We start from the raw sequence: 16113 nt of genomic DNA on the forward strand, positions 1-16113 counted from the left end.
TCCGCGTGACACCGACCGACGCATCCCTGCAGGGATCCCGCCGCAGGCTGATGCTTGCTTACGGCCTGGGCGACGCCGGCACCGGACTTGCCGCTACCCAGCTGGGCTTCTATCTCTTCCCCTTTTTCATCTGCGCCGTAGGCCTGCCGGCCTTCATCGCTGGTTCCCTGCTCACGGTGAGCAAGGTCTGGGATGCCCTGAATGACCCGTTAATCGGCTGGCTCAGCGATCACACCCGCAGCCGCTGGGGCCCGCGCCTGCCCTGGATCCTGACGGCAGCCCTACCGCTGGGCATCAGCCTGGCGGCGATGTGGTGGGTGCCACCGGGCAACACAGTGCAGCGCACGATCTACTACGCCGTCATGGCGGTCTTACTAATGACCGCTTACACCAGCGTCAACCTGCCCTACGCCGCCCTCAGCACCGAGCTCACGCCCGACACCGCCATTCGCACCCGCCTGAATGCGGCACGGTTCACCGGCTCCATCCTGGCCGGCCTGAGCGGACTGATTGTGGCCTCGGTGGTGCTCACCGATGGGGGCGGGGGCTACCTGGCCATGGGCCGGATCACCGGCAGCATCGCTGCCACCACCACACTGCTCTGCTGCTGGGGGCTGGCCCCCTACGCCAAGCGGGCCCAACGGCCGGTGCCCAACAACGAAGCGCCGATGCAGCAGCTGAAACGGGTGCTGGCCAACCCCCGCTTCCGCCAAGTACTGGGGCTGTACCTGCTGCTCTGGTTCGGCCTGCAACTGATGCAGGTGGTGGCCTTGATCTGGCTAGTGCAGGTGGTGCATGTGCCCGCCAACCTTTCCACCTGGATCCTGTTGCCTTTTCAGATCGCTGCCCTGCTTGGCCTTCAGCTCTGGAGCAACCTCTGCAACCGCATCGGACGGGTGGCCACCCTGCGCTGGGGCGCGGGGCTGTGGATCAGCGCTTGCCTGCTCTCGATGCTGTTCCCGCCACTGGCGGCAGATCCCAGCCTGCTGCAGCTGTTGCCGCTGGTGGGGCTGATTGCCCTGGTAGGGGTGGGGGCCGCCACCGCCTATCTGATCCCTTGGTCTCTGCTGCCCGATGCAATCGACGCTGACCCGAGCAAACCCGCCGGGCTCTACACCGCCTGGATGGTGTTCGGCCAGAAGCTGATCATCGGCCTCACCATGTCGGTGTTCGGCAGCCTGCTCTCGCTCACGGGCTACATCTCCGCCAAGGGAGGCAACTGCGGTGGGGCGCTGAGTTTCATCGAACAGCCAGTTTCAGCCCTGCTGGCAATCCGGCTCTGCATGGGTCTGATTCCCGCCATCCTGGTGCTGCTTGGCCTTGTGGTGATGCGAGGCTGGCCTGACCGTGGAGCCCACCTGCAGAAGGCCGCCGGATGAACACGCCCCGTTCGATCAAACGCCTGGGCGCCAGCCTGCTGATCGGAGGCCAGGCCGTGGCCGCCACTCTGCGCGGCCGCATTGATCGAGGGGAGCTGTTTGAGCAAATGCTCGACGCAGGCCCGGGGAGCGTGCTGATCGTGCTGATCATCTCGGTAGCCGCCGGCTCGGTGTTCAACATTCAGGTGGCCGCAGAACTCACCCGCCAGGGGGCGGGATCAACGGTGGGCGGCATCCTGGCGATCGGCCTGGCGCGGGAGATCGCCCCCCTGCTCACCTCCTGCCTGCTAGCGGGCAAGGTGGCCACCGCCTACGCCGCCCAGCTGGGCACGATGAAGGTGACCGAACAGATCGACGCGATCACGATGCTGCGCACCGACCCTGTGGAGTACCTGGTGGTGCCCCGGATGATCGCGATGTTGGTAATGGCACCGGTGCAGTGCTTCTTCTTCTTCCTTATGGCTGTGTGGTCTGGCCAACTCACCAGCACAGCCCTCTACAACATCCCCCCGGCGGTGTTCTGGACCTCGGTGCGCACCTGGATGGCCCCGCTGGACCTGCCGTTCATGCTGGTGAAGGCCCTAGTGTTCGGAATGATCATCGCGACGGTGGCCTGCGGCTGGGGACTGACGACCCGCGGCGGACCCAAGGAAGTGGGCACCAGCACCACCGGCGCGGTGGTGATGATCCTGATCCTTGTGGCCCTGATGGATGTTGTTCTCACCCAGGTGCTGTTCGGAGCATGAGTTCAACCCCCGCCCCCGTCACCCTCAAGCCGGACGTACGGCTGCCGCTGCTGGTGGTAGCCCTTGGCCTGGCGCTGTTGCCTCTGCCGCTGACCCCCTGGCCCACGCTGGTGGTGACATTGTTCGGCTTGTTCCTGCTGATCCAGAGCGCAAGCCTGCGCTTGGAATTCAAGGAAGACGATCTGATCGTATGGCAGAACGGCCGCGAACTACGGCGCTTCCCCTACGACCAATGGCTGAGCTGGCGGCTGTTCGCCCCTGGGCTACCAGGCCTTTTCTATTTCCGCGAGACCCATAGCATTCACTTTCTGCCGATCCTGTTCAGCCCCAAGGAGCTGAGGGAACAGCTGGAACTGCGGGTGGGAGCTCTGGAAGTACCGAAAGACGACCCGGAATACAACACACGCAAAAGCGACTAGTAGCACAATTTCGCGACGATTTCGTACAGATATCCATGCAATTTCGTGCACCTCTGTCGCAGTTGTGATGCCACCTGTTTTTCTGCGGTCTGGTCGGCTGGAATGGAGGGATGGAGAGCACGGCAGCTGACGCAATGCCCGACGACACCGACCCGACCCCCCAGGCGCCTGAACCGAAGCAGGCCCCAGCAGAATCCAACGGCCAAACCATCACCGAATCTGCTTTAGCAGAAGCCAACCCCGTGCTGGAGCTAGCCCTCAAGGATCTGCAAGACCGCCGTGATGCACTGCAGGCGGAGATCACCGCGCTGACCTCCCGCAAAGAGCAACTCGAGTCCGAACTCAAGGCCAACTTCGCCGGCCAGTCCGACGCCATCGCCCGCCGCGTAAAGGGCTTTCAGGAGTACCTAGGCGGCGCCCTACAGGACCTGGTGCAGAGCGTGGAAAACCTGGAGCTGGTGGTGCAGCCGATGGTGGTGCGGCCCTCCCCCCTTGATCAAGCTGCAGACAACACAGCTGCGCCGGAGAAGCCCGGTGAGATCACTCCGCCGCCAGTGGTGGCCGACACCTTCCGTCCCGACGAAGAGCTGATCCGCCAGACACTGGAGCGCTTCCTCAAGCAGCCCGACGTCTACGCCGACCCCTGGAATCTGAGGCGCAGCATCGATGCGCGCGATATGGCCCTGCTGGAGGACTGGTTCTTCAATCAAGGCGGACGCGGCGCCCAACCCAGCCGCAGCACCCGGCCACGCAACATTCTGGTGAGTGCAGCCCTGATCGCGGTGATCGGCGAGCTCTACGGCGATCAATTCCAGTGCCTGGTGCTGGCCGGCGGCCCTGAACGGCTCGGCGAATGGCGGCGCGGGCTCCAGGATGCTCTCGGCCTAGGCCGGGAAGACTTCGGCCCCAGCAGCGGCATCGTGCTGTTCGAGCGACCAGAAGCCCTGGTAGAGCGAGCCGACCGGCTGGAGGAGCGGGGCGAGGTGCCGTTGATCCTGATCGATGCGGCCGAGCGCAGCATCTCCATTCCTGTGCTTCAGTTCCCCCTCTGGCTGGCCTTCGCAGCCGGACCAGGTGAACGCCTCGACGACGACGACCTGCTGTGATCCAAACAACCTTCACCTCACTGCTGCTCCTGGCCATCGGCTACCTGCTGGGAGCCATACCCAGCGGATACCTCGCAGGTCGCCTGCTCAAGGGCATCGACCTACGGGACTGCGGCTCCGGCAGCACCGGCGCCACCAACGTGCTGCGCAACGTGGGCAAGGGCCCAGCCCTGGTGGTTTTCCTAATTGATGTGGGCAAAGGCGCCCTGGCGGTGCTGCTAGCGAAGAGCGTTGGCTTGAACGACTGGCTGCAGGTGCTGGCGGGATGGTCGGCGCTGGCTGGCCACATCTGGCCGGTGTGGCTGAACTGGAAGGGCGGCAAGGCGGTAGCCACCGGCCTGGGCATGTTTCTAGGCCTGGCCTGGCCGGTGGGGCTGGCCTGCTTTGGCCTGTTCATGGCGGTGATCTCAATCTTCCGGATCGTGTCGCTGTCCAGCGTGGTGGCCGCCATCGGATTGCCGCTATTGATGCTGCTCTCAGGCGGCAGTAGCGCCTATGTGGTGGTGTCGTTGATGGCGAGCTTGATGGTTCTTTGGCGCCATCGCAGCAACATCGAACGGCTGCTGGCAGGCACTGAACCCAAGATCGGAGAGAAGACCAAGGGCCTGAGCTAAGCCCTTAAGCAACAGCGTCACCCAACCCAATGAGGCGCGTCGACTGAAGCTCCTTGCAACACAGTGCAAAAGCAGCGCTTGGGTCTGCGGCTTTGGTGATCGGCCGGCCGATCACAAGCTGGCTGGCGCCCGCTGTAATGGCCTCGGCGGGCCCCATCACCCGGGCCTGATCACCCACCGCAGCACCTTTGGGGCGAATGCCTGGTGTCACTAAGGCGAACGGTTCTGGGTGCTGCGCCCGCAATGCAGCAGCCTCCAAAGGTGAGCAGACGCAACCACCGATGCCAGCGGTCGCCGACAACTGCGCCAACGCCCGCACCCGTCCGGCGATGGCCTGGGTGATGGCGAGTTCCCGTTGCAATTGATGCTCCTCCCAGCTGGTAAGCACCGTCACCGCCAACAGGGTGGGGGTGGGTTGACCAGCACGTTGGGCACCGTCCACCGCCGCGGCCTCGGCTGCCTTGAGTGCTTCGCTGCCGGCGCAGGCATGCACCGTGATCAGTTCGGCCCCCAGCGCCGCTGCCCGCTGGCAGGCGCCTGCCATGGTGGCGGGGATATCGTGAAATTTAAGGTCGAGAAACACCCGCAGCCCCTGCGCGCGCAATTGACCCACTACCTCAGGCCCTGCCTGCACGAACAGCTCCAGGCCTACCTTCACCCAGCGGAGCCCCTCCACTTGGTTCGTAAAGCGCAGCGCTTGCTCTTGCACCATGCCATCGAGCGCCACGATGATCCGATCGGCAGGATGCAGGTTCTCCATCAAGCAACAAGCCTCCGGAAGGTCTTCTTGCCCAGCTGCAGCACCTTGCCCTCCAGTTCCGCCGCTGAGGCGAACTCCCGGTTGGGGTCAATGATCTTCTCCCCCTCCAGGCGCGCAGCACCACCTTTGATTTGGCGGCGAGCCTCACTGCTGCTGGCGCAGATCCCCACAGCACTGAACAGATAAAAGGCCTTGGCCGGAAAGTTCACCTCTGCCAGGGAGGCCTCGGGCACATCCGCGGCGGCATCACCGCTTCCTCCCACCAGGGTAGCGGCATCCCTCTGGGCCTTTTGCGCCGCTGCCAGTCCATGGCGGCTGGCGGTCACCACCAGGGCCATCACCTTCTGCTTCTCGCGCGGGTTCTCCGGCAACGAAGCGAGATCTAGGTCGGTCAACAACATGACGTAGTCATCGATCGCCCCATCGCCAACCTTCTCCAGCTTGGAGTACATCGAGAGCGGATCTTCCTCCAAGCCCACCACGTTACCGAGGCTCTTGCTCATCTTCTGCACCCCGTCGAGACCCACCAGGATCGGCAGCAGTAGGCCGAACTGGGTGCCCTTGTTGAAGTGGCGCTGCAGATCGCGGCCCATGGCCACGTTGAATTTCTGGTCGGTGCCGCCCAGCTCTACATCAGCGTTCACCGCCACCGAGTCGTAGCCCTGCAGCAGCGGATAAAGAAATTCGTGCAGGGCAATCGGAGTGCCGCTGCCGTAGCGCTTGGAGAAGTCATCCTTGGCCAGCATCTGGCCCACAGTGCCGTTGCCGAGCAGGCCGATCACTGCCGGCAGGTCCATGCCCTCCAACCACTCGGAGTTGTAACGCACCTCCAACCGGCCAGGGGTCTCGAAATCGAGCAGCGCGGTTTTCTTGGGCTGGTCCTGCCCCAACTGGCGCAGGTAGGTGGAGGCGTTGGCGGCCACCTGCTCTTTGCTGAGCGGCACCCGCGTGGCGCTCTTGCCGGTGGGATCCCCGATCCGGGCGGTGAAGTCACCGATGATCAGCACCGCCGTGTGGCCCGCGTCCTGGAAGGCCCGCAACTTGCGGAACAGGATGCTGTGACCCAAATGAATGTTGCTGCCAGTGGGGTCGATGCCCAGCTTCACCCGCAGCGGACGCCCTTCCTTTTCGGCGTGGGCCAACCGGGCCGCCAAGGCCTGATCCGCATCACTGGGTTCTCCGGCCGGGAACAGGTCGGCCATGCCCCGGGACAGCCAATCAGGCAAAGACGGGGTGGAGTCCGGCATGGGGAGACGCAACAAGCGGGCTCAGGCGATCGTACGAGTGCTGGTTCAGCTCGGGCTGTTTCAGCTGGAGGGGGGCTGCTCGATCTGGGCCTTCATCCGCTCGAGTGTGGAGTTCATCTGCTCGAACATCTGCTCGGGGGTAATGCCGAACTGACTGAGCTGGGTGCGCAGCTGCTCCACGGTGAGCTTTGCCTGGAAATCCTCCGAGAGCTCGAAGCGCTTCATGAACACTCGGTAGCGGCCCATCAGCTCCTCCATCGTCTCGATGAATTTCTTCTTTCCCTCTCGATCGAACTTTCCGTACTCACTGCCCAGCTGCATCAGCTGCTGGTAGTCGCTGAACAGGCGCTTGGCTTCGTCCTGAACAATGTCGGAATCGAAGAAAGCCATCGTCGGCGTTAATCACTGCTTTGGCAAAGTTTGCCAAGAATTCGCAACTGGCAACGGGGGTGATCGCCGCACCTTGCATTGGCCTGCACTGAAGCCTTTTGTACGGTCTTGCTGAACATCACCGCCCTCTGGCGGCATCCGATTCATGGTGAGATTCGGGCTGCCTACAGGATGTGGACTTCACCCCTCAGCTGGCCGCGATGCGTGAGCTTCCTCAACGCCACCGGCCCTTGTTGAAGGGGCGTCGCATCGTGGTCGCCACCGCTGATCGCCTCTTAATCAGCGGCCTGGTTCACAACCTCGCTGGCATCGGCTCCCTCGTGGGGGCCGCAAGCACCGAAGCGGAAACCCTCGCCTGCCTCAGCAGCACGGCCGCTGATCTGCTGATCTGCAGCGACCAGCTCGAGCGCGCTCAGGGCCCCTCTCTGGTAGCAGCCGCCAAGGCACGCCAGCCCTCCCCGCGCTGCCTGATGTTGATTCAGCGCCCGTTGCTGAGCACAATTCACGCCGCAGCCAAGGCGCAATGCGAGGGGCTCTGCAGCCATGAGCGGATCGGCAAAGGCGGCCTGCTCAGCGTTCTGCGCGCCATGGAGAGCGATGGCAGCCACATGGAAAGGGTGATTGCCGGGGTGGCGAACCACGACCGCGGTTCAGGAAAAATCGACCATCCCCTCAGCGACGTGCTGAGCCTGCGGGGAAGAGGTGCTGCGCGGTCTTTGCAAGGGCCTCAGCAATCAGGAGATTGCCGATCAGCTGCACCTCTCTATCGAAACCACCAAACAATGCGTCACAGCACCGCTGCGCAAACTCAATGCCAAAAGCCGCAACCAGGCTGTGCTGATCGCATTTCAGCGCAACCTGGTGGATCCACCGCTGCCGATTCCCCGCTGGACCCCCCTCACCCTGAAGGTCCATTCTGAGGCCAGTCCAAGGATCCTGACGTCATTGTCCAACGCGCCGCCACCGCAGCACTGGTGGTTCTCAGCGTCAGCAGCCTCGTTCAACAGGCAGGTTACGCCGCCAGCAAGCGCACCACAGCTTGGGTTTCAACCGCAGAAACCAATGCCCGCTGCCTGATCGAAACCGAACTGATGAAATCCGCCCAGGCACAAGAAATCTCCAACCTCTTCTTGCTCAGCAAGAAGGTTGTTGACACTAACCGGGACGAGGTGAAAACCGCTTCCGGCTACGACGATCTAATGCTCAGTTACATCGACGAACAGGGGGGTTGCAAGGATCTCGTGCGAAAGCTGCGCTGACGAAGCCCCAGCACCCTCGTTAATGTCGGCCCATCTCTGCTGAGCCGCATGCCCCGCAGCCACTGGTTAGATCCCCTAGCCAGGCGGGTGCTTCAGGCCACTGGGCAGCTGCCGGCGACAGCCCGTCCACCACAAGCTCTGCCATTACCGATCACCCCCGAGCCTCCCTCCTGGGTGATGGATGTGAATCGCGCCAGCCGCGATCAGTGGTTGCAACTGCCGGGCTGCAGTCAGGACACAGCCGATCTGATGGTGCGGCTGCAACAGGGGGGTGTGCAATTCGCCTGCGCCGATGATCTGTTCCGACTGCTAGAGCTGCCGAGCGATCTGAGCAAGCTCTGGACACCCCATCTCCTCTTCCAGTGGCACGGTGATGCTCCACAGCAGCCCCAGGCTGCTCCCCTCGACATCAACAACGCCAGCGCCGATCAGCTGACTCTGCTCGGCTGGCCGGAACAACGACTGGCCAACCTGATGCGGGAGCGCCGACGGGCCGGTTTCAAGAACCTGGCTGATCTGCAAGAGCGACTCTGCCTACCCGCCAGCAGCGTTGAAGCCCTGATCGGCCGGGTAAGTTTCGGAAGCCGACGCGCCGGGCCCAGCCTGCCGCTGCACTGATGCAGGGGGATCTGTTCTCCACCGGCACACTGGCCTTCAGCAACGGGCCTGACCTGCCCCTGCAACGGGAGCAGCTGCTCGCCTGGCAGGAGCGTCTGCATGCCCATCAGGCGCCGCTATTCCGCGGGAAGAGCGCCGAAGCAACCCAAGGGGATCTATTCGGTTCCGACCCCGATGACGCTGCTGCGGCCATCGATCCGCTGGCCCTGACACCCCTGACGATGAGTTTCTGGCGCTGGCCGGAACCCTCCCATCGCGGAGCAGCGATCTACCTGGTGATGGACAGGCCAACCCAGCTGGAGCACCCGCTTCTGCTTTATGTGGGCGAAACCCTTGCCGCCGAGCGCCGCTGGAAAGGCGATCACGACTGCAAGGCCTACCTAGCCGCCTACAGCGAAGCCCTGCAGCGCTGTGAGCTCAGCGCTCAGCTGAGCATCCGCTTCAGCTGCGATGTGCCCCGGGCCACCCGGGCCCGGCGAGCCTTAGAACAACAGCTGATCCAACGCTGGTGGCCGCCATTTAACAAGGAAACCCGCCAACGCTGGGCCACCCCCTTCACCGCAGAGCTCTAAGCCGAAGCCAGCACGCGGGATCGCTACTCTCATCCTTTGTGATGCGTCCACCCATGCGCTTCTCCCTGTCCTCCACCGGCCTGCACGCGTGGAACGGCGATGTGCTGGCGGTGGGGCTGGCCCAGGGCGATGTTGATGCCATGGCAACAGCCCTGGAACAACGCTTTGCCGGCATCACCCATGCTCTCAAGCAGCAGGAGTTCAAAGGCAAGCTCGGGGACCAGCTGGTGATCACGCCCCTGGGTGGGGGCCCGCAGCGCCTGGTGGTGCTGGGCCTGGGCGAGAGCGATGGAATCGATGCCGACCGCCTGCGCGGCGCCGCCGCCCGGGCTGCCAAGGCCGCCATCGGCTGTGAGGGCAACCTCGGCCTGCACTTGCCCTGGACAGGAACCGATGCAACAGAAGCCGCCCGCATTTGCGCTGAAGCGGTGCGGCTCTGCCTCTACAAAGACCAGCGCTTCTGCAAGGAGCCAGACCCGCGCCGGATCCCAGATGTGTTGGAGCTGATCGACCTCGATCCCGCCGCCGCCAGCGGCTTCACTGCGGTCAATGCCACCTGCGCCGGTGTGGAACTGGCCCGGGAGCTGGTGGCTGCCCCCCCGAACGTGATCACCCCAGCAGCCCTCGCAGACACGGCCGCTGGCATGGCCCGAGATCACGGCCTTGAGCTCAAGGTGCTCGAGCGCAGCGACTGTGAAGCCAAGGGTATGGGCGCCTTCCTGGCCGTAAGCCAGGGCTCCGATCTTCCCCCCAAGTTCATCCACCTGATCTATCGCCCCGAGGGCGAAGTGAAACGGCGCGTTGCCCTGGTGGGCAAAGGCCTCACCTTCGATTCCGGCGGTTACAACCTCAAGGTAGGGGCTGCCCAGATTGACATGATGAAGTTCGACATGGGCGGCAGTGCCGCTGTGCTCGGTGCCATGCGCAGCATCGCTGAACTCAAGCCAGCCGGCGTTGAGGTGCACATGGTGGTGGCCTCCTGCGAAAACATGGTGAACGGCTCCGCTGTCCACCCCGGTGACATCGTCACGGCCGCCAACGGAATGACGATCGAGATCAACAACACCGACGCCGAAGGCCGCCTCACCCTCGCCGATGCGCTGCTCTACGCCTGCGAGCAGAAGCCTGATGCCGTGGTGGATCTGGCCACCCTCACCGGAGCCTGCGTCATTGCCCTGGGTGATGAAATAGCCGGGCTTTGGTCAAACAATGACGACCTGGCGGATGCCCTCGATGCCGCTGCTCAGACAGGTGGTGAAGGCCTCTGGCGCATGCCACTGCGGCAGTCCTACAGGGATGGATTGAAGTCGTTGCTGGCCGACATGAAGAACACCGGACCGCGGCCAGGCGGTTCGATCACAGCCGCCCTGTTCCTCAAGGAGTTCGTAGCCAAAGACACCGCTTGGGCCCACATCGACATCGCCGGACCGGTCTGGAGCGACAAGGGCAAAGGGGTCAATCCCGCTGGTGCCACCGGCTACGGGGTGCGCACCCTGGTGAACTGGGTGCTGGCCCAGTCATGAGCCGCTCCCCTGTGCGCTGGTACATCAAGGCCCAATTGGGGGTGCTTCTGCTCCCAGTAGGGCTCTGCCTATTCGGCGAAGCGGTGAGCCGCAAGGTGGTTCAGATGCTGGGCAAGGATGGAGGCCCCTGGTTCTGGTACGGAACTCTCAGCCTGATCTGCATCAACGCCGGAATCGGCTTGATGGTCGACAGCGGGCTGACCCGAGGTTTTCCGGGGCGACGTCAGGGCTAATCGGGACGCGCCCAATTCAGGATGCAACCGCTTGCAGCTCAAGGGAACGGTCGGGTGTTTCAAGCGCATGGATCTGCCACCTTGCTCGCTCGGAGCAAGTTTCCAAAACCCGATCGAGATCATCCGACGCATGCTTCGGCGACGCGTAGGGACCGATATGACGGGTGCCAAGACCATCCTTAATGGTCAGCAAATACATACAACCCTCCTCTCACCCCTTGATCCTAAGCGTGGCTTAAATTTTGGTCGATGGCTGGAAACCCGTCTGTTCACTGAGAACTTGCTGAATCACTCAGGTTGCCGCGCTTAATCTTTTCAACAGGTTGAGTGTTAATTTCTTAAGGAATTCGACCGGATTTGATCAAATAACGGCCGGATCGACCCCCTGGAGCGAGACCTCGTATCGCTCCAGGGGTATCGAGCTCAATTGACGTTAGTCACAGCCGCTGGAGCAGCTGACCTGCCTGACATCTCGCGCAGAGAACCCGCTGCGCAGAGGGTCGAGAGCGCGATCGCGACAAGAGCGGCGCTGTTGATTAACTTGAGCGTGAGAGGCAGATGGGTGTTGACCATCTCGCGGACATTTGGCATGGAGAAAGTTCACTATGAACATGTTCATAGTGCGACCCTTGTCAACGCGACGGAAGCGTCCGCAGAGGACGACTCCTTTTTCTTGGGTCCCTCACACCAGAACCGTTTTGTCGTGGTGGCGACGACCAGCCATGGAAGCCAAGGCCCTCACTCGGGGGCTTCTTTCGGTGAAGGGGCAACGCGTCGAACGCAGGGGTGCCTAGGGAACACCCTTTTTTTGGACATCAGGCCACAAGGACAAGGGCGATATTGAGAATCGCCAGCCCCACTAAGAACACCGCCGCCAACAACGCGGCTTCCGGGAAGAACTTGGCAATCACGAATCCCACCCCAAGAAACACCGAGGAGATCACGATGGCGACGAGGTCCGTTCCCACTGGAGGGCTTTGAATCTATCTCTCACACAATGACGAAATCCCGCTTGGATCGTGGTCAGCCATCCAGCAAGCGGCCCCCGCCAATGGCAGGGGCAAGGCCTGAAAGAAGCCTCGGCCTTCTTGGTGTAAGAGACGCTTCGATAGGTAAGGGTGGGGTGCACGTCGCGCGCGACCACCTCCCGGCAGGTGTTGTTGTGCTCGCGTCGGTAGGTCAGCTCAACGCTGGCCTTGGGTGCTGATGCCGCCGCTGCGTAGGCACCACCTCGATAAAGAAGTGCCGTCCTTGGAAGTTCCTCGAAGAAATCCAAGTCCCCGTTCCGTGGCTTGGAGCGTCTGCGCCCCCCCTCGAAAAAAAAAGGGGGGGGGGGGGACGTTCTATAGCAATGCTGAACCGCCTTTACGGGACAACCTTCACCCACGCGTTGTCGACGCGGGCACACACCGCCCCTTAATCAGCACTCCTCACGGACGAGCGCACTGGCCGGCCATCCATCCATCGACCAGATCACGTCAGAAATAGCATCGGCATTGATCCACGTGATGACACCCGTATCCACATCAGCCACCTGAAAGAGAGACGGAAGCCTGGGGTGACGCGCGCTCCCCTCACAGAAGATCACCTGCCCCATCCACCAATCCCCTTGGTCGAGCTGGTCTCCACCAACGATCACAAAGTGCCCTGGGCGGACATGGAGGAATGGAGCTTCCGCCTTCACCGCGGGCTGCTGTGATCAACCGACATACGCCGACCATGAACTAGCACTTCTGTACTCATAGCCATGGCGGTCCAGGCTTGGCAACCCGTGGATCGCACTGGCTTTTGGGTGCGGGTGTGTTGCCAGACACTGACGTAAGCACTTTTGCTCCCTGGACGTGGATCCATGGGCGTCTAGGTTTCGGCGGTCCTCAGATCTGCAGGCCCCCTTTGGATGGCACCAGGCCATGAGGCTGCCGCTGTCGAGAACGCCACCTATGACTGACCGCACTCTCAGCATTTCAGATGCACTGCGGGAAGCGCAGCTGCAGCGCCTGGAAGCCTCTTTGGCTTGCAAGACAGCATCCAAGCCTCAGGCCACAACACAGCCAGCAAAAGACAAGAACAAGGACGCCAAAGAAAGCGACTGATCGCAACAGTTCCCAGGCATTCCTTGATCACATCGACATATTGAGGGGCATCCGGCACTTACCGGTTTGCTCAAGTGCTGTGCCGTGGAGTCACTGCTCTCGATCCTGTTGGGTGTCGCCCTCGCATGGGCGATCACGCGAATGATCATCTAGCTGAGCGACCGTTCGCGCATCCGGGGGCGCTCTGCAGAGGATTGAGGCTGAAATCCTCGAGGCATGGATCGATCCAATGCAGCACAGAAACTCAACCGCATTGAGCGTGAACTCGATGCGAACGCCCCGTCCGGAGGGAAACCACCTGTGAAACGAGGTGGTGGACAGAATGGAACGTCAGGCAACACATAGCTGGATGCCTTGCTGGTCACAGTGCTGTTGCTGTTCGTTGTCTCAGCAGTACTGGTATTCGCAGACCGGCTTAGCTCGACTCAACGCATGCAACTGACAGCTGGTTCCATCGGAGGAGCTGTTGGCCTGTTGCTCGGCTATTGCGTAGGAGGGCTGAGGCCTTAAGGCAACAGGAACTGAACTCTAATTCCCCCAGGCGTTACCGGAACGAGCGTTGTCGCCCCAGACACTGTCGAGCCTGCGGTCACGACCGCAGCTGAACCGATAAAAGTTGTATTTCACGGCGTTGTTCTCCGCGTAGTTCTGGTGGTAGCTCTCGGCTGGCCAGAAGCGAGCCGACGGCTTGAGACCCACCTTCAAAGCAGACCGTGGTTGTCCGAGCTCGATGGCCGCCGCCTCCGCACTTGCCTCAGCGGCCTGAGCCTGAGCGTCATCATCAGTAAAAATAACCGGCCGATAGGAATCGCCGCGGTCACAGAACTGACCGCCGCCATCCAGTGGATCCACATTGCGCCAGTAGCTGCGCAGCAGCTCCGCGTAGCTGATCTGATCCGGATTAAAACGCACCTGCACCGCTTCCTGGTGACCGGTGGTTTCACTACTCACCTGCCGGTACGTGGGGCGCTCCAGCTGCCCGCCGCTGTAGCCGCTCACGGCATCACGCACCCCCGGCAGATCCTCCAGGTCGTGCTCCAGACACCAGAAACAGCCACCGGCAAAGACCGCCGTCTGCAACTCAGCCATGGCCTGTTGAGGCCAGCTGAGCAGCATCAGGCAGGTGAACAACAGCAGCAGTGTTCGTTTCATCCGAGCACCTGATCAAAGATTGCCTTGGCAGCCCGCTCGGTCACCCCAGGAGCACCCAGCGTGGCACGCAGCCGCTCATACCCTTCCAGCATGGCGTGGCGCTCAGGGGTAGCAGTCAACAGAGGAATCGCCATCTCCACCAGGGCTTCGGCAGTGAGTTCGTCCTGCAGCAGCTCCGGCACCAACCGCTGCTTGAGCAACAGATTCACCGGGGAGATGTGATCAACCTGGAAGCGCAGCACGTGGCGGGCAACCCAGGCCGTCAGTCGGCTCACGCGGTACCCCACCACCTGAGGAACCCCCTGCAGGGCCAGTTCCAGATTCACCGTGCCGGATTTGCCCAAGGCGAGATCCGCCGCAGCACAGAGGGTGGTCTTCAGCACATCGGCTTCAGCGGCGGGAATCACCCGGCCATGGCGCACGCCGGCCTTCTCCAGCGCTACAGCCAGGTGCGCTTCGAACTGAGCAAGCCCAGCGGGCAGAAGCACCTGAAGATCAGGGTGGCTTTGCTGCAACAGGGCCGCCGCCTGGGCCAACGGTGGCATTAAATAGCGCAACTCCTGGGGCCGCGAGGCCGGCAGCAGCAACAGCACCGGCGCCTTTGGGTCCAGACCCAGTTGGCGGCGGGCGCTGGCGCGATCGGGCAGGTTCTGGAAGCTGTCCAACAAAGGATGGCCCACCCAGCTCACATCCGCACCGCGGGCGGCATAGAACTCGGCCTCCGCCGGGAAGATCGCCAGGATCTTGTCGGTGAACCCAAGAAGACTGGTGGTGCTGCCATCGCCAAAGCGCCAGGCCCACTCTTGGGGGGCGATGTAGTAGATGATCGGCAGCGCGGGCCGCTGTCTCCGCAGCCGTGTGCCCAGACGCACATTGGCCCCGACATAATCAATCAACACAAGCCCATCAAGGGGCCGGTCCTTCAGCAGCCCATCGACCCGGGCCTGCAGCCACAGCGTGGGAAGAATCAACGGGACGGCCTCCCACAAGCCGATCACCCCCATCGGAGCGGTGTCGGCGATCAACACCGCTCCCGCCGCCTCCATGCGCGGCCCACCAAGGCCCAGCACCTCAAGCTCAAGCCCCCGTCGGTCCGCCTCAAACCGAAGGGCGCGAATCAACAGGCTGCCCTGCAGATCACCGGAGACCTCACCGGTGCTGATCAGCAGCCGAACCATCAGCGCCCCTGCACCGGCATCGGCCCGCGTCGGCCCTGACTGGTGGAGGCTTCAAGGAACCGGCAAAAGTGTTCAGCCGCCGGCAGCAACGGCTGGCTGCGGGCCCGCTGAAGCGCGTCGGCAATCACCAGTTCAGAGCGATACATCAGGGTCCAGACCTCCTGAAGTTGCTTGAGTTCAGCGCCTTCGTGATTGACAGACAGGCCACTGCGCCGCAGCCCTACACGGTTCAGACCCCGCACCCGGCCAGGATGGCCTTCCACCAGGCAGTAGGGGGGAACATCTCGGTCGACGCGGGTCATGCCGCCCACCATCGCCATCCCGCCGATGTGAACGAACTGGTGAATTCCCAGACAACCACCAATCACGGCACGATCTTCGATCACAACGTGGCCCGCCACCTGAATGGCATTGGACATGACGATGTTGTCGCCCAAATCGGAGTTGTGGCCCAGGTGGCAGTAGGCCATAAGCAGGTTGCCATTGCCGATGCGGGTCACCTCACCCTCTTCGGTGGCACGGTTGATCGTCACACATTCCCGCAGCGTGTTTCCATCACCAATTAACACCTCGGTATTGGCACCTCGGTACTTGAGATCCTGCGGCGCAAGACCTAGGCAAGCACCAGAGAACACCTTGTTGTCGCGACCAAGAGTCAGCCGTCCGTCCAAAACGGCATGGGGACCAATCCAAGTGTTCTCTCCGATCACCACCTCGGGGCCAACCACCGCACCAGGGCCGATCACCACGCCGGCAGCTAGCTCGGCCTTTGGGTCCACCACCGCCATGGGGTGGATCTGCTGTGACGCCTTTTGCTGCGACAT

22 protein-coding genes are annotated in these 16113 nt (G+C 62.5%); 12 read left to right on the forward strand and 10 right to left on the reverse strand.

Annotation, left to right across the window (positions count from 1 at the left end):
- The first annotated feature begins 50 nt into the window (after positions 1–50).
- The 5 genes from FZX09_RS07900 (at position 51) to plsY (ending at position 4264) form a co-directional block, all read left to right on the forward strand.
- Positions 51–1379 (forward strand): MFS transporter, encoded by a 1329-nt coding sequence (locus tag FZX09_RS07900; RefSeq protein ID WP_226401972.1) that lies wholly within the window; start codon positions 51–53, stop codon positions 1377–1379.
- Positions 1376–2125, forward strand: coding sequence for an ABC transporter permease (locus FZX09_RS07905; RefSeq protein ID WP_226401809.1), 750 nt, complete (start codon positions 1376–1378; stop codon positions 2123–2125). The genes FZX09_RS07900 and FZX09_RS07905 overlap by 4 nt, the downstream gene beginning before the upstream one ends.
- Complete coding sequence (locus FZX09_RS07910; protein ID WP_226401811.1) at positions 2122–2544, forward strand: DUF3119 family protein; 423 nt, start codon at positions 2122–2124, stop codon at positions 2542–2544. Before FZX09_RS07905 ends, FZX09_RS07910 begins: the two co-directional genes overlap by 4 nt.
- Before the next feature lie 110 nt (positions 2545–2654).
- Complete coding sequence (locus FZX09_RS07915) at positions 2655–3650, forward strand: DUF3086 domain-containing protein (RefSeq protein ID WP_226401813.1); 996 nt, start codon at positions 2655–2657, stop codon at positions 3648–3650.
- Positions 3647–4264 carry a glycerol-3-phosphate 1-O-acyltransferase PlsY gene (plsY, locus tag FZX09_RS07920; RefSeq protein WP_226401815.1) on the forward strand — a complete coding sequence of 206 codons (618 nt, stop codon included), beginning with the start codon at positions 3647–3649 and terminating at the stop codon, positions 4262–4264. The genes FZX09_RS07915 and plsY overlap by 4 nt, the downstream gene beginning before the upstream one ends.
- 4 nt (positions 4265–4268) lie before the next feature.
- Here plsY and pyrF read toward each other — a convergent pair whose 3' ends face one another.
- The 4 genes from pyrF to FZX09_RS12065 all read right to left on the reverse strand — a co-directional run bounded on the left by pyrF (position 4269) and on the right by FZX09_RS12065 (position 7302).
- Complete coding sequence (pyrF, locus tag FZX09_RS07925; RefSeq protein ID WP_226401818.1) at positions 4269–5024, reverse strand: orotidine-5'-phosphate decarboxylase; 756 nt, start codon at positions 5022–5024, stop codon at positions 4269–4271.
- Positions 5024–6271: a tyrosine--tRNA ligase gene (gene tyrS, locus FZX09_RS07930; RefSeq protein ID WP_226401820.1), complete on the reverse strand. Its 1248-nt coding sequence runs from the start codon at positions 6269–6271 to the stop codon at positions 5024–5026. The genes pyrF and tyrS overlap by 1 nt, the downstream gene beginning before the upstream one ends.
- Before the next feature lie 60 nt (positions 6272–6331).
- Positions 6332–6661 (reverse strand): DUF1825 family protein, encoded by a 330-nt coding sequence (locus FZX09_RS07935; protein WP_115131845.1) that lies wholly within the window; start codon positions 6659–6661, stop codon positions 6332–6334.
- Between the two features lie 275 nt (positions 6662–6936).
- Positions 6937–7302: a hypothetical protein gene (locus tag FZX09_RS12065; RefSeq protein WP_370624214.1), complete on the reverse strand. Its 366-nt coding sequence runs from the start codon at positions 7300–7302 to the stop codon at positions 6937–6939.
- Positions 7303–7363: 61 nt separating this feature from the next.
- Between FZX09_RS12065 and FZX09_RS12070 the strand changes: the two genes are divergently transcribed.
- Genes FZX09_RS12070 through FZX09_RS07965 form a run of 6 tightly spaced genes read left to right on the forward strand, consistent with a single transcriptional unit; the run spans position 7364 to position 10866 of the window.
- Complete coding sequence (locus tag FZX09_RS12070) at positions 7364–7738, forward strand: response regulator transcription factor (RefSeq protein ID WP_370624215.1); 375 nt, start codon at positions 7364–7366, stop codon at positions 7736–7738.
- Positions 7636–7920: a hypothetical protein gene (locus tag FZX09_RS07945; protein WP_226401984.1), complete on the forward strand. Its 285-nt coding sequence runs from the start codon at positions 7636–7638 to the stop codon at positions 7918–7920. Before FZX09_RS12070 ends, FZX09_RS07945 begins: the two co-directional genes overlap by 103 nt.
- Positions 7921–7968: 48 nt before the next feature.
- A complete protein-coding gene (locus FZX09_RS07950; RefSeq protein WP_226401822.1) occupies positions 7969–8538 on the forward strand; it encodes a hypothetical protein in 570 nt (189 codons plus the stop codon).
- A complete protein-coding gene (locus FZX09_RS07955) occupies positions 8538–9110 on the forward strand; it encodes a GIY-YIG nuclease family protein (RefSeq protein WP_226401824.1) in 573 nt (190 codons plus the stop codon). Before FZX09_RS07950 ends, FZX09_RS07955 begins: the two co-directional genes overlap by 1 nt.
- A gap of 53 nt (positions 9111–9163) precedes the next feature.
- The gene (locus FZX09_RS07960; RefSeq protein WP_226401826.1) at positions 9164–10633 is read left to right on the forward strand and encodes a leucyl aminopeptidase; all 1470 of its coding nucleotides are present in this window, start codon (positions 9164–9166) and stop codon (positions 10631–10633) included.
- Positions 10630–10866, forward strand: coding sequence for a hypothetical protein (locus FZX09_RS07965; RefSeq protein ID WP_226401828.1), 237 nt, complete (start codon positions 10630–10632; stop codon positions 10864–10866). Before FZX09_RS07960 ends, FZX09_RS07965 begins: the two co-directional genes overlap by 4 nt.
- Positions 10867–10882: 16 nt before the next feature.
- On the opposite strand, the gene FZX09_RS07970 is transcribed toward FZX09_RS07965, so the two are convergent.
- The 3 genes from FZX09_RS07970 to FZX09_RS07985 all read right to left on the reverse strand — a co-directional run bounded on the left by FZX09_RS07970 (position 10883) and on the right by FZX09_RS07985 (position 12550).
- Positions 10883–11065 (reverse strand): hypothetical protein, encoded by a 183-nt coding sequence (locus FZX09_RS07970; RefSeq protein ID WP_115010059.1) that lies wholly within the window; start codon positions 11063–11065, stop codon positions 10883–10885.
- A gap of 616 nt (positions 11066–11681) precedes the next feature.
- Positions 11682–11834 carry a hypothetical protein gene (locus FZX09_RS07975; RefSeq protein ID WP_226401830.1) on the reverse strand — a complete coding sequence of 51 codons (153 nt, stop codon included), beginning with the start codon at positions 11832–11834 and terminating at the stop codon, positions 11682–11684.
- Between the two features lie 452 nt (positions 11835–12286).
- Complete coding sequence (locus tag FZX09_RS07985) at positions 12287–12550, reverse strand: DUF3104 domain-containing protein (RefSeq protein WP_226401834.1); 264 nt, start codon at positions 12548–12550, stop codon at positions 12287–12289.
- Positions 12551–12806: 256 nt separating this feature from the next.
- Between FZX09_RS07985 and FZX09_RS07990 the strand changes: the two genes are divergently transcribed.
- Positions 12807–12959, forward strand: coding sequence for a hypothetical protein (locus FZX09_RS07990; RefSeq protein WP_226401836.1), 153 nt, complete (start codon positions 12807–12809; stop codon positions 12957–12959).
- Between the two features lie 528 nt (positions 12960–13487).
- Here FZX09_RS07990 and msrA read toward each other — a convergent pair.
- Genes msrA through lpxA form a run of 3 tightly spaced genes read right to left on the reverse strand, consistent with a single transcriptional unit; the run spans position 13488 to position 16113 of the window.
- Positions 13488–14111, reverse strand: a complete 624-nt coding sequence (msrA, locus tag FZX09_RS07995) for a peptide-methionine (S)-S-oxide reductase MsrA (RefSeq protein ID WP_226401838.1) — start codon at positions 14109–14111, stop codon at positions 13488–13490.
- Complete coding sequence (gene lpxB / locus FZX09_RS08000) at positions 14108–15289, reverse strand: lipid-A-disaccharide synthase (protein WP_226401840.1); 1182 nt, start codon at positions 15287–15289, stop codon at positions 14108–14110. Before lpxB ends, msrA begins: the two co-directional genes overlap by 4 nt.
- Positions 15289–16113, reverse strand: coding sequence for an acyl-ACP--UDP-N-acetylglucosamine O-acyltransferase (gene lpxA, locus FZX09_RS08005; RefSeq protein ID WP_226401842.1), 825 nt, complete (start codon positions 16111–16113; stop codon positions 15289–15291). Before lpxA ends, lpxB begins: the two co-directional genes overlap by 1 nt.

It is taken from the genome of Synechococcus sp. MU1643 (assembly GCF_020514095.1).
GTDB lineage: Bacteria > Cyanobacteriota > Cyanobacteriia > PCC-6307 > Cyanobiaceae > Parasynechococcus.

Bases quoted from the DNA above. Each gene is read 5' to 3' on its own strand.
- FZX09_RS07970 (WP_115010059.1), bottom strand. From the start codon at position 11,065: ATGTATTTGCTGACCATTAAGGATGGTCTTGGCACCCGTCATATCGGT.
- FZX09_RS07955 (WP_226401824.1), top strand. From the start codon at position 8,538: ATGCAGGGGGATCTGTTCTCCACCGGCACACTGGCCTTCAGCAACGGG.
- FZX09_RS07915 (WP_226401813.1), top strand. From the start codon at position 2,655: ATGGAGAGCACGGCAGCTGACGCAATGCCCGACGACACCGACCCGACC.
- FZX09_RS07950 (WP_226401822.1), top strand. From the start codon at position 7,969: ATGCCCCGCAGCCACTGGTTAGATCCCCTAGCCAGGCGGGTGCTTCAG.
- tyrS (WP_226401820.1), bottom strand. From the start codon at position 6,271: ATGCCGGACTCCACCCCGTCTTTGCCTGATTGGCTGTCCCGGGGCATG.
- FZX09_RS07960 (WP_226401826.1), top strand. From the start codon at position 9,164: ATGCGCTTCTCCCTGTCCTCCACCGGCCTGCACGCGTGGAACGGCGAT.
- pyrF (WP_226401818.1), bottom strand. From the start codon at position 5,024: ATGGAGAACCTGCATCCTGCCGATCGGATCATCGTGGCGCTCGATGGC.
- FZX09_RS07910 (WP_226401811.1), top strand. From the start codon at position 2,122: ATGAGTTCAACCCCCGCCCCCGTCACCCTCAAGCCGGACGTACGGCTG.
- FZX09_RS07935 (WP_115131845.1), bottom strand. From the start codon at position 6,661: ATGGCTTTCTTCGATTCCGACATTGTTCAGGACGAAGCCAAGCGCCTG.
- lpxB (WP_226401840.1), bottom strand. From the start codon at position 15,289: ATGGTTCGGCTGCTGATCAGCACCGGTGAGGTCTCCGGTGATCTGCAG.
- FZX09_RS07965 (WP_226401828.1), top strand. From the start codon at position 10,630: ATGAGCCGCTCCCCTGTGCGCTGGTACATCAAGGCCCAATTGGGGGTG.
- msrA (WP_226401838.1), bottom strand. From the start codon at position 14,111: ATGAAACGAACACTGCTGCTGTTGTTCACCTGCCTGATGCTGCTCAGC.
- lpxA (WP_226401842.1), bottom strand. From the start codon at position 16,113: ATGTCGCAGCAAAAGGCGTCACAGCAGATCCACCCCATGGCGGTGGTG.
- FZX09_RS07900 (WP_226401972.1), top strand. From the start codon at position 51: ATGCTTGCTTACGGCCTGGGCGACGCCGGCACCGGACTTGCCGCTACC.
- FZX09_RS07990 (WP_226401836.1), top strand. From the start codon at position 12,807: ATGACTGACCGCACTCTCAGCATTTCAGATGCACTGCGGGAAGCGCAG.
- FZX09_RS07905 (WP_226401809.1), top strand. From the start codon at position 1,376: ATGAACACGCCCCGTTCGATCAAACGCCTGGGCGCCAGCCTGCTGATC.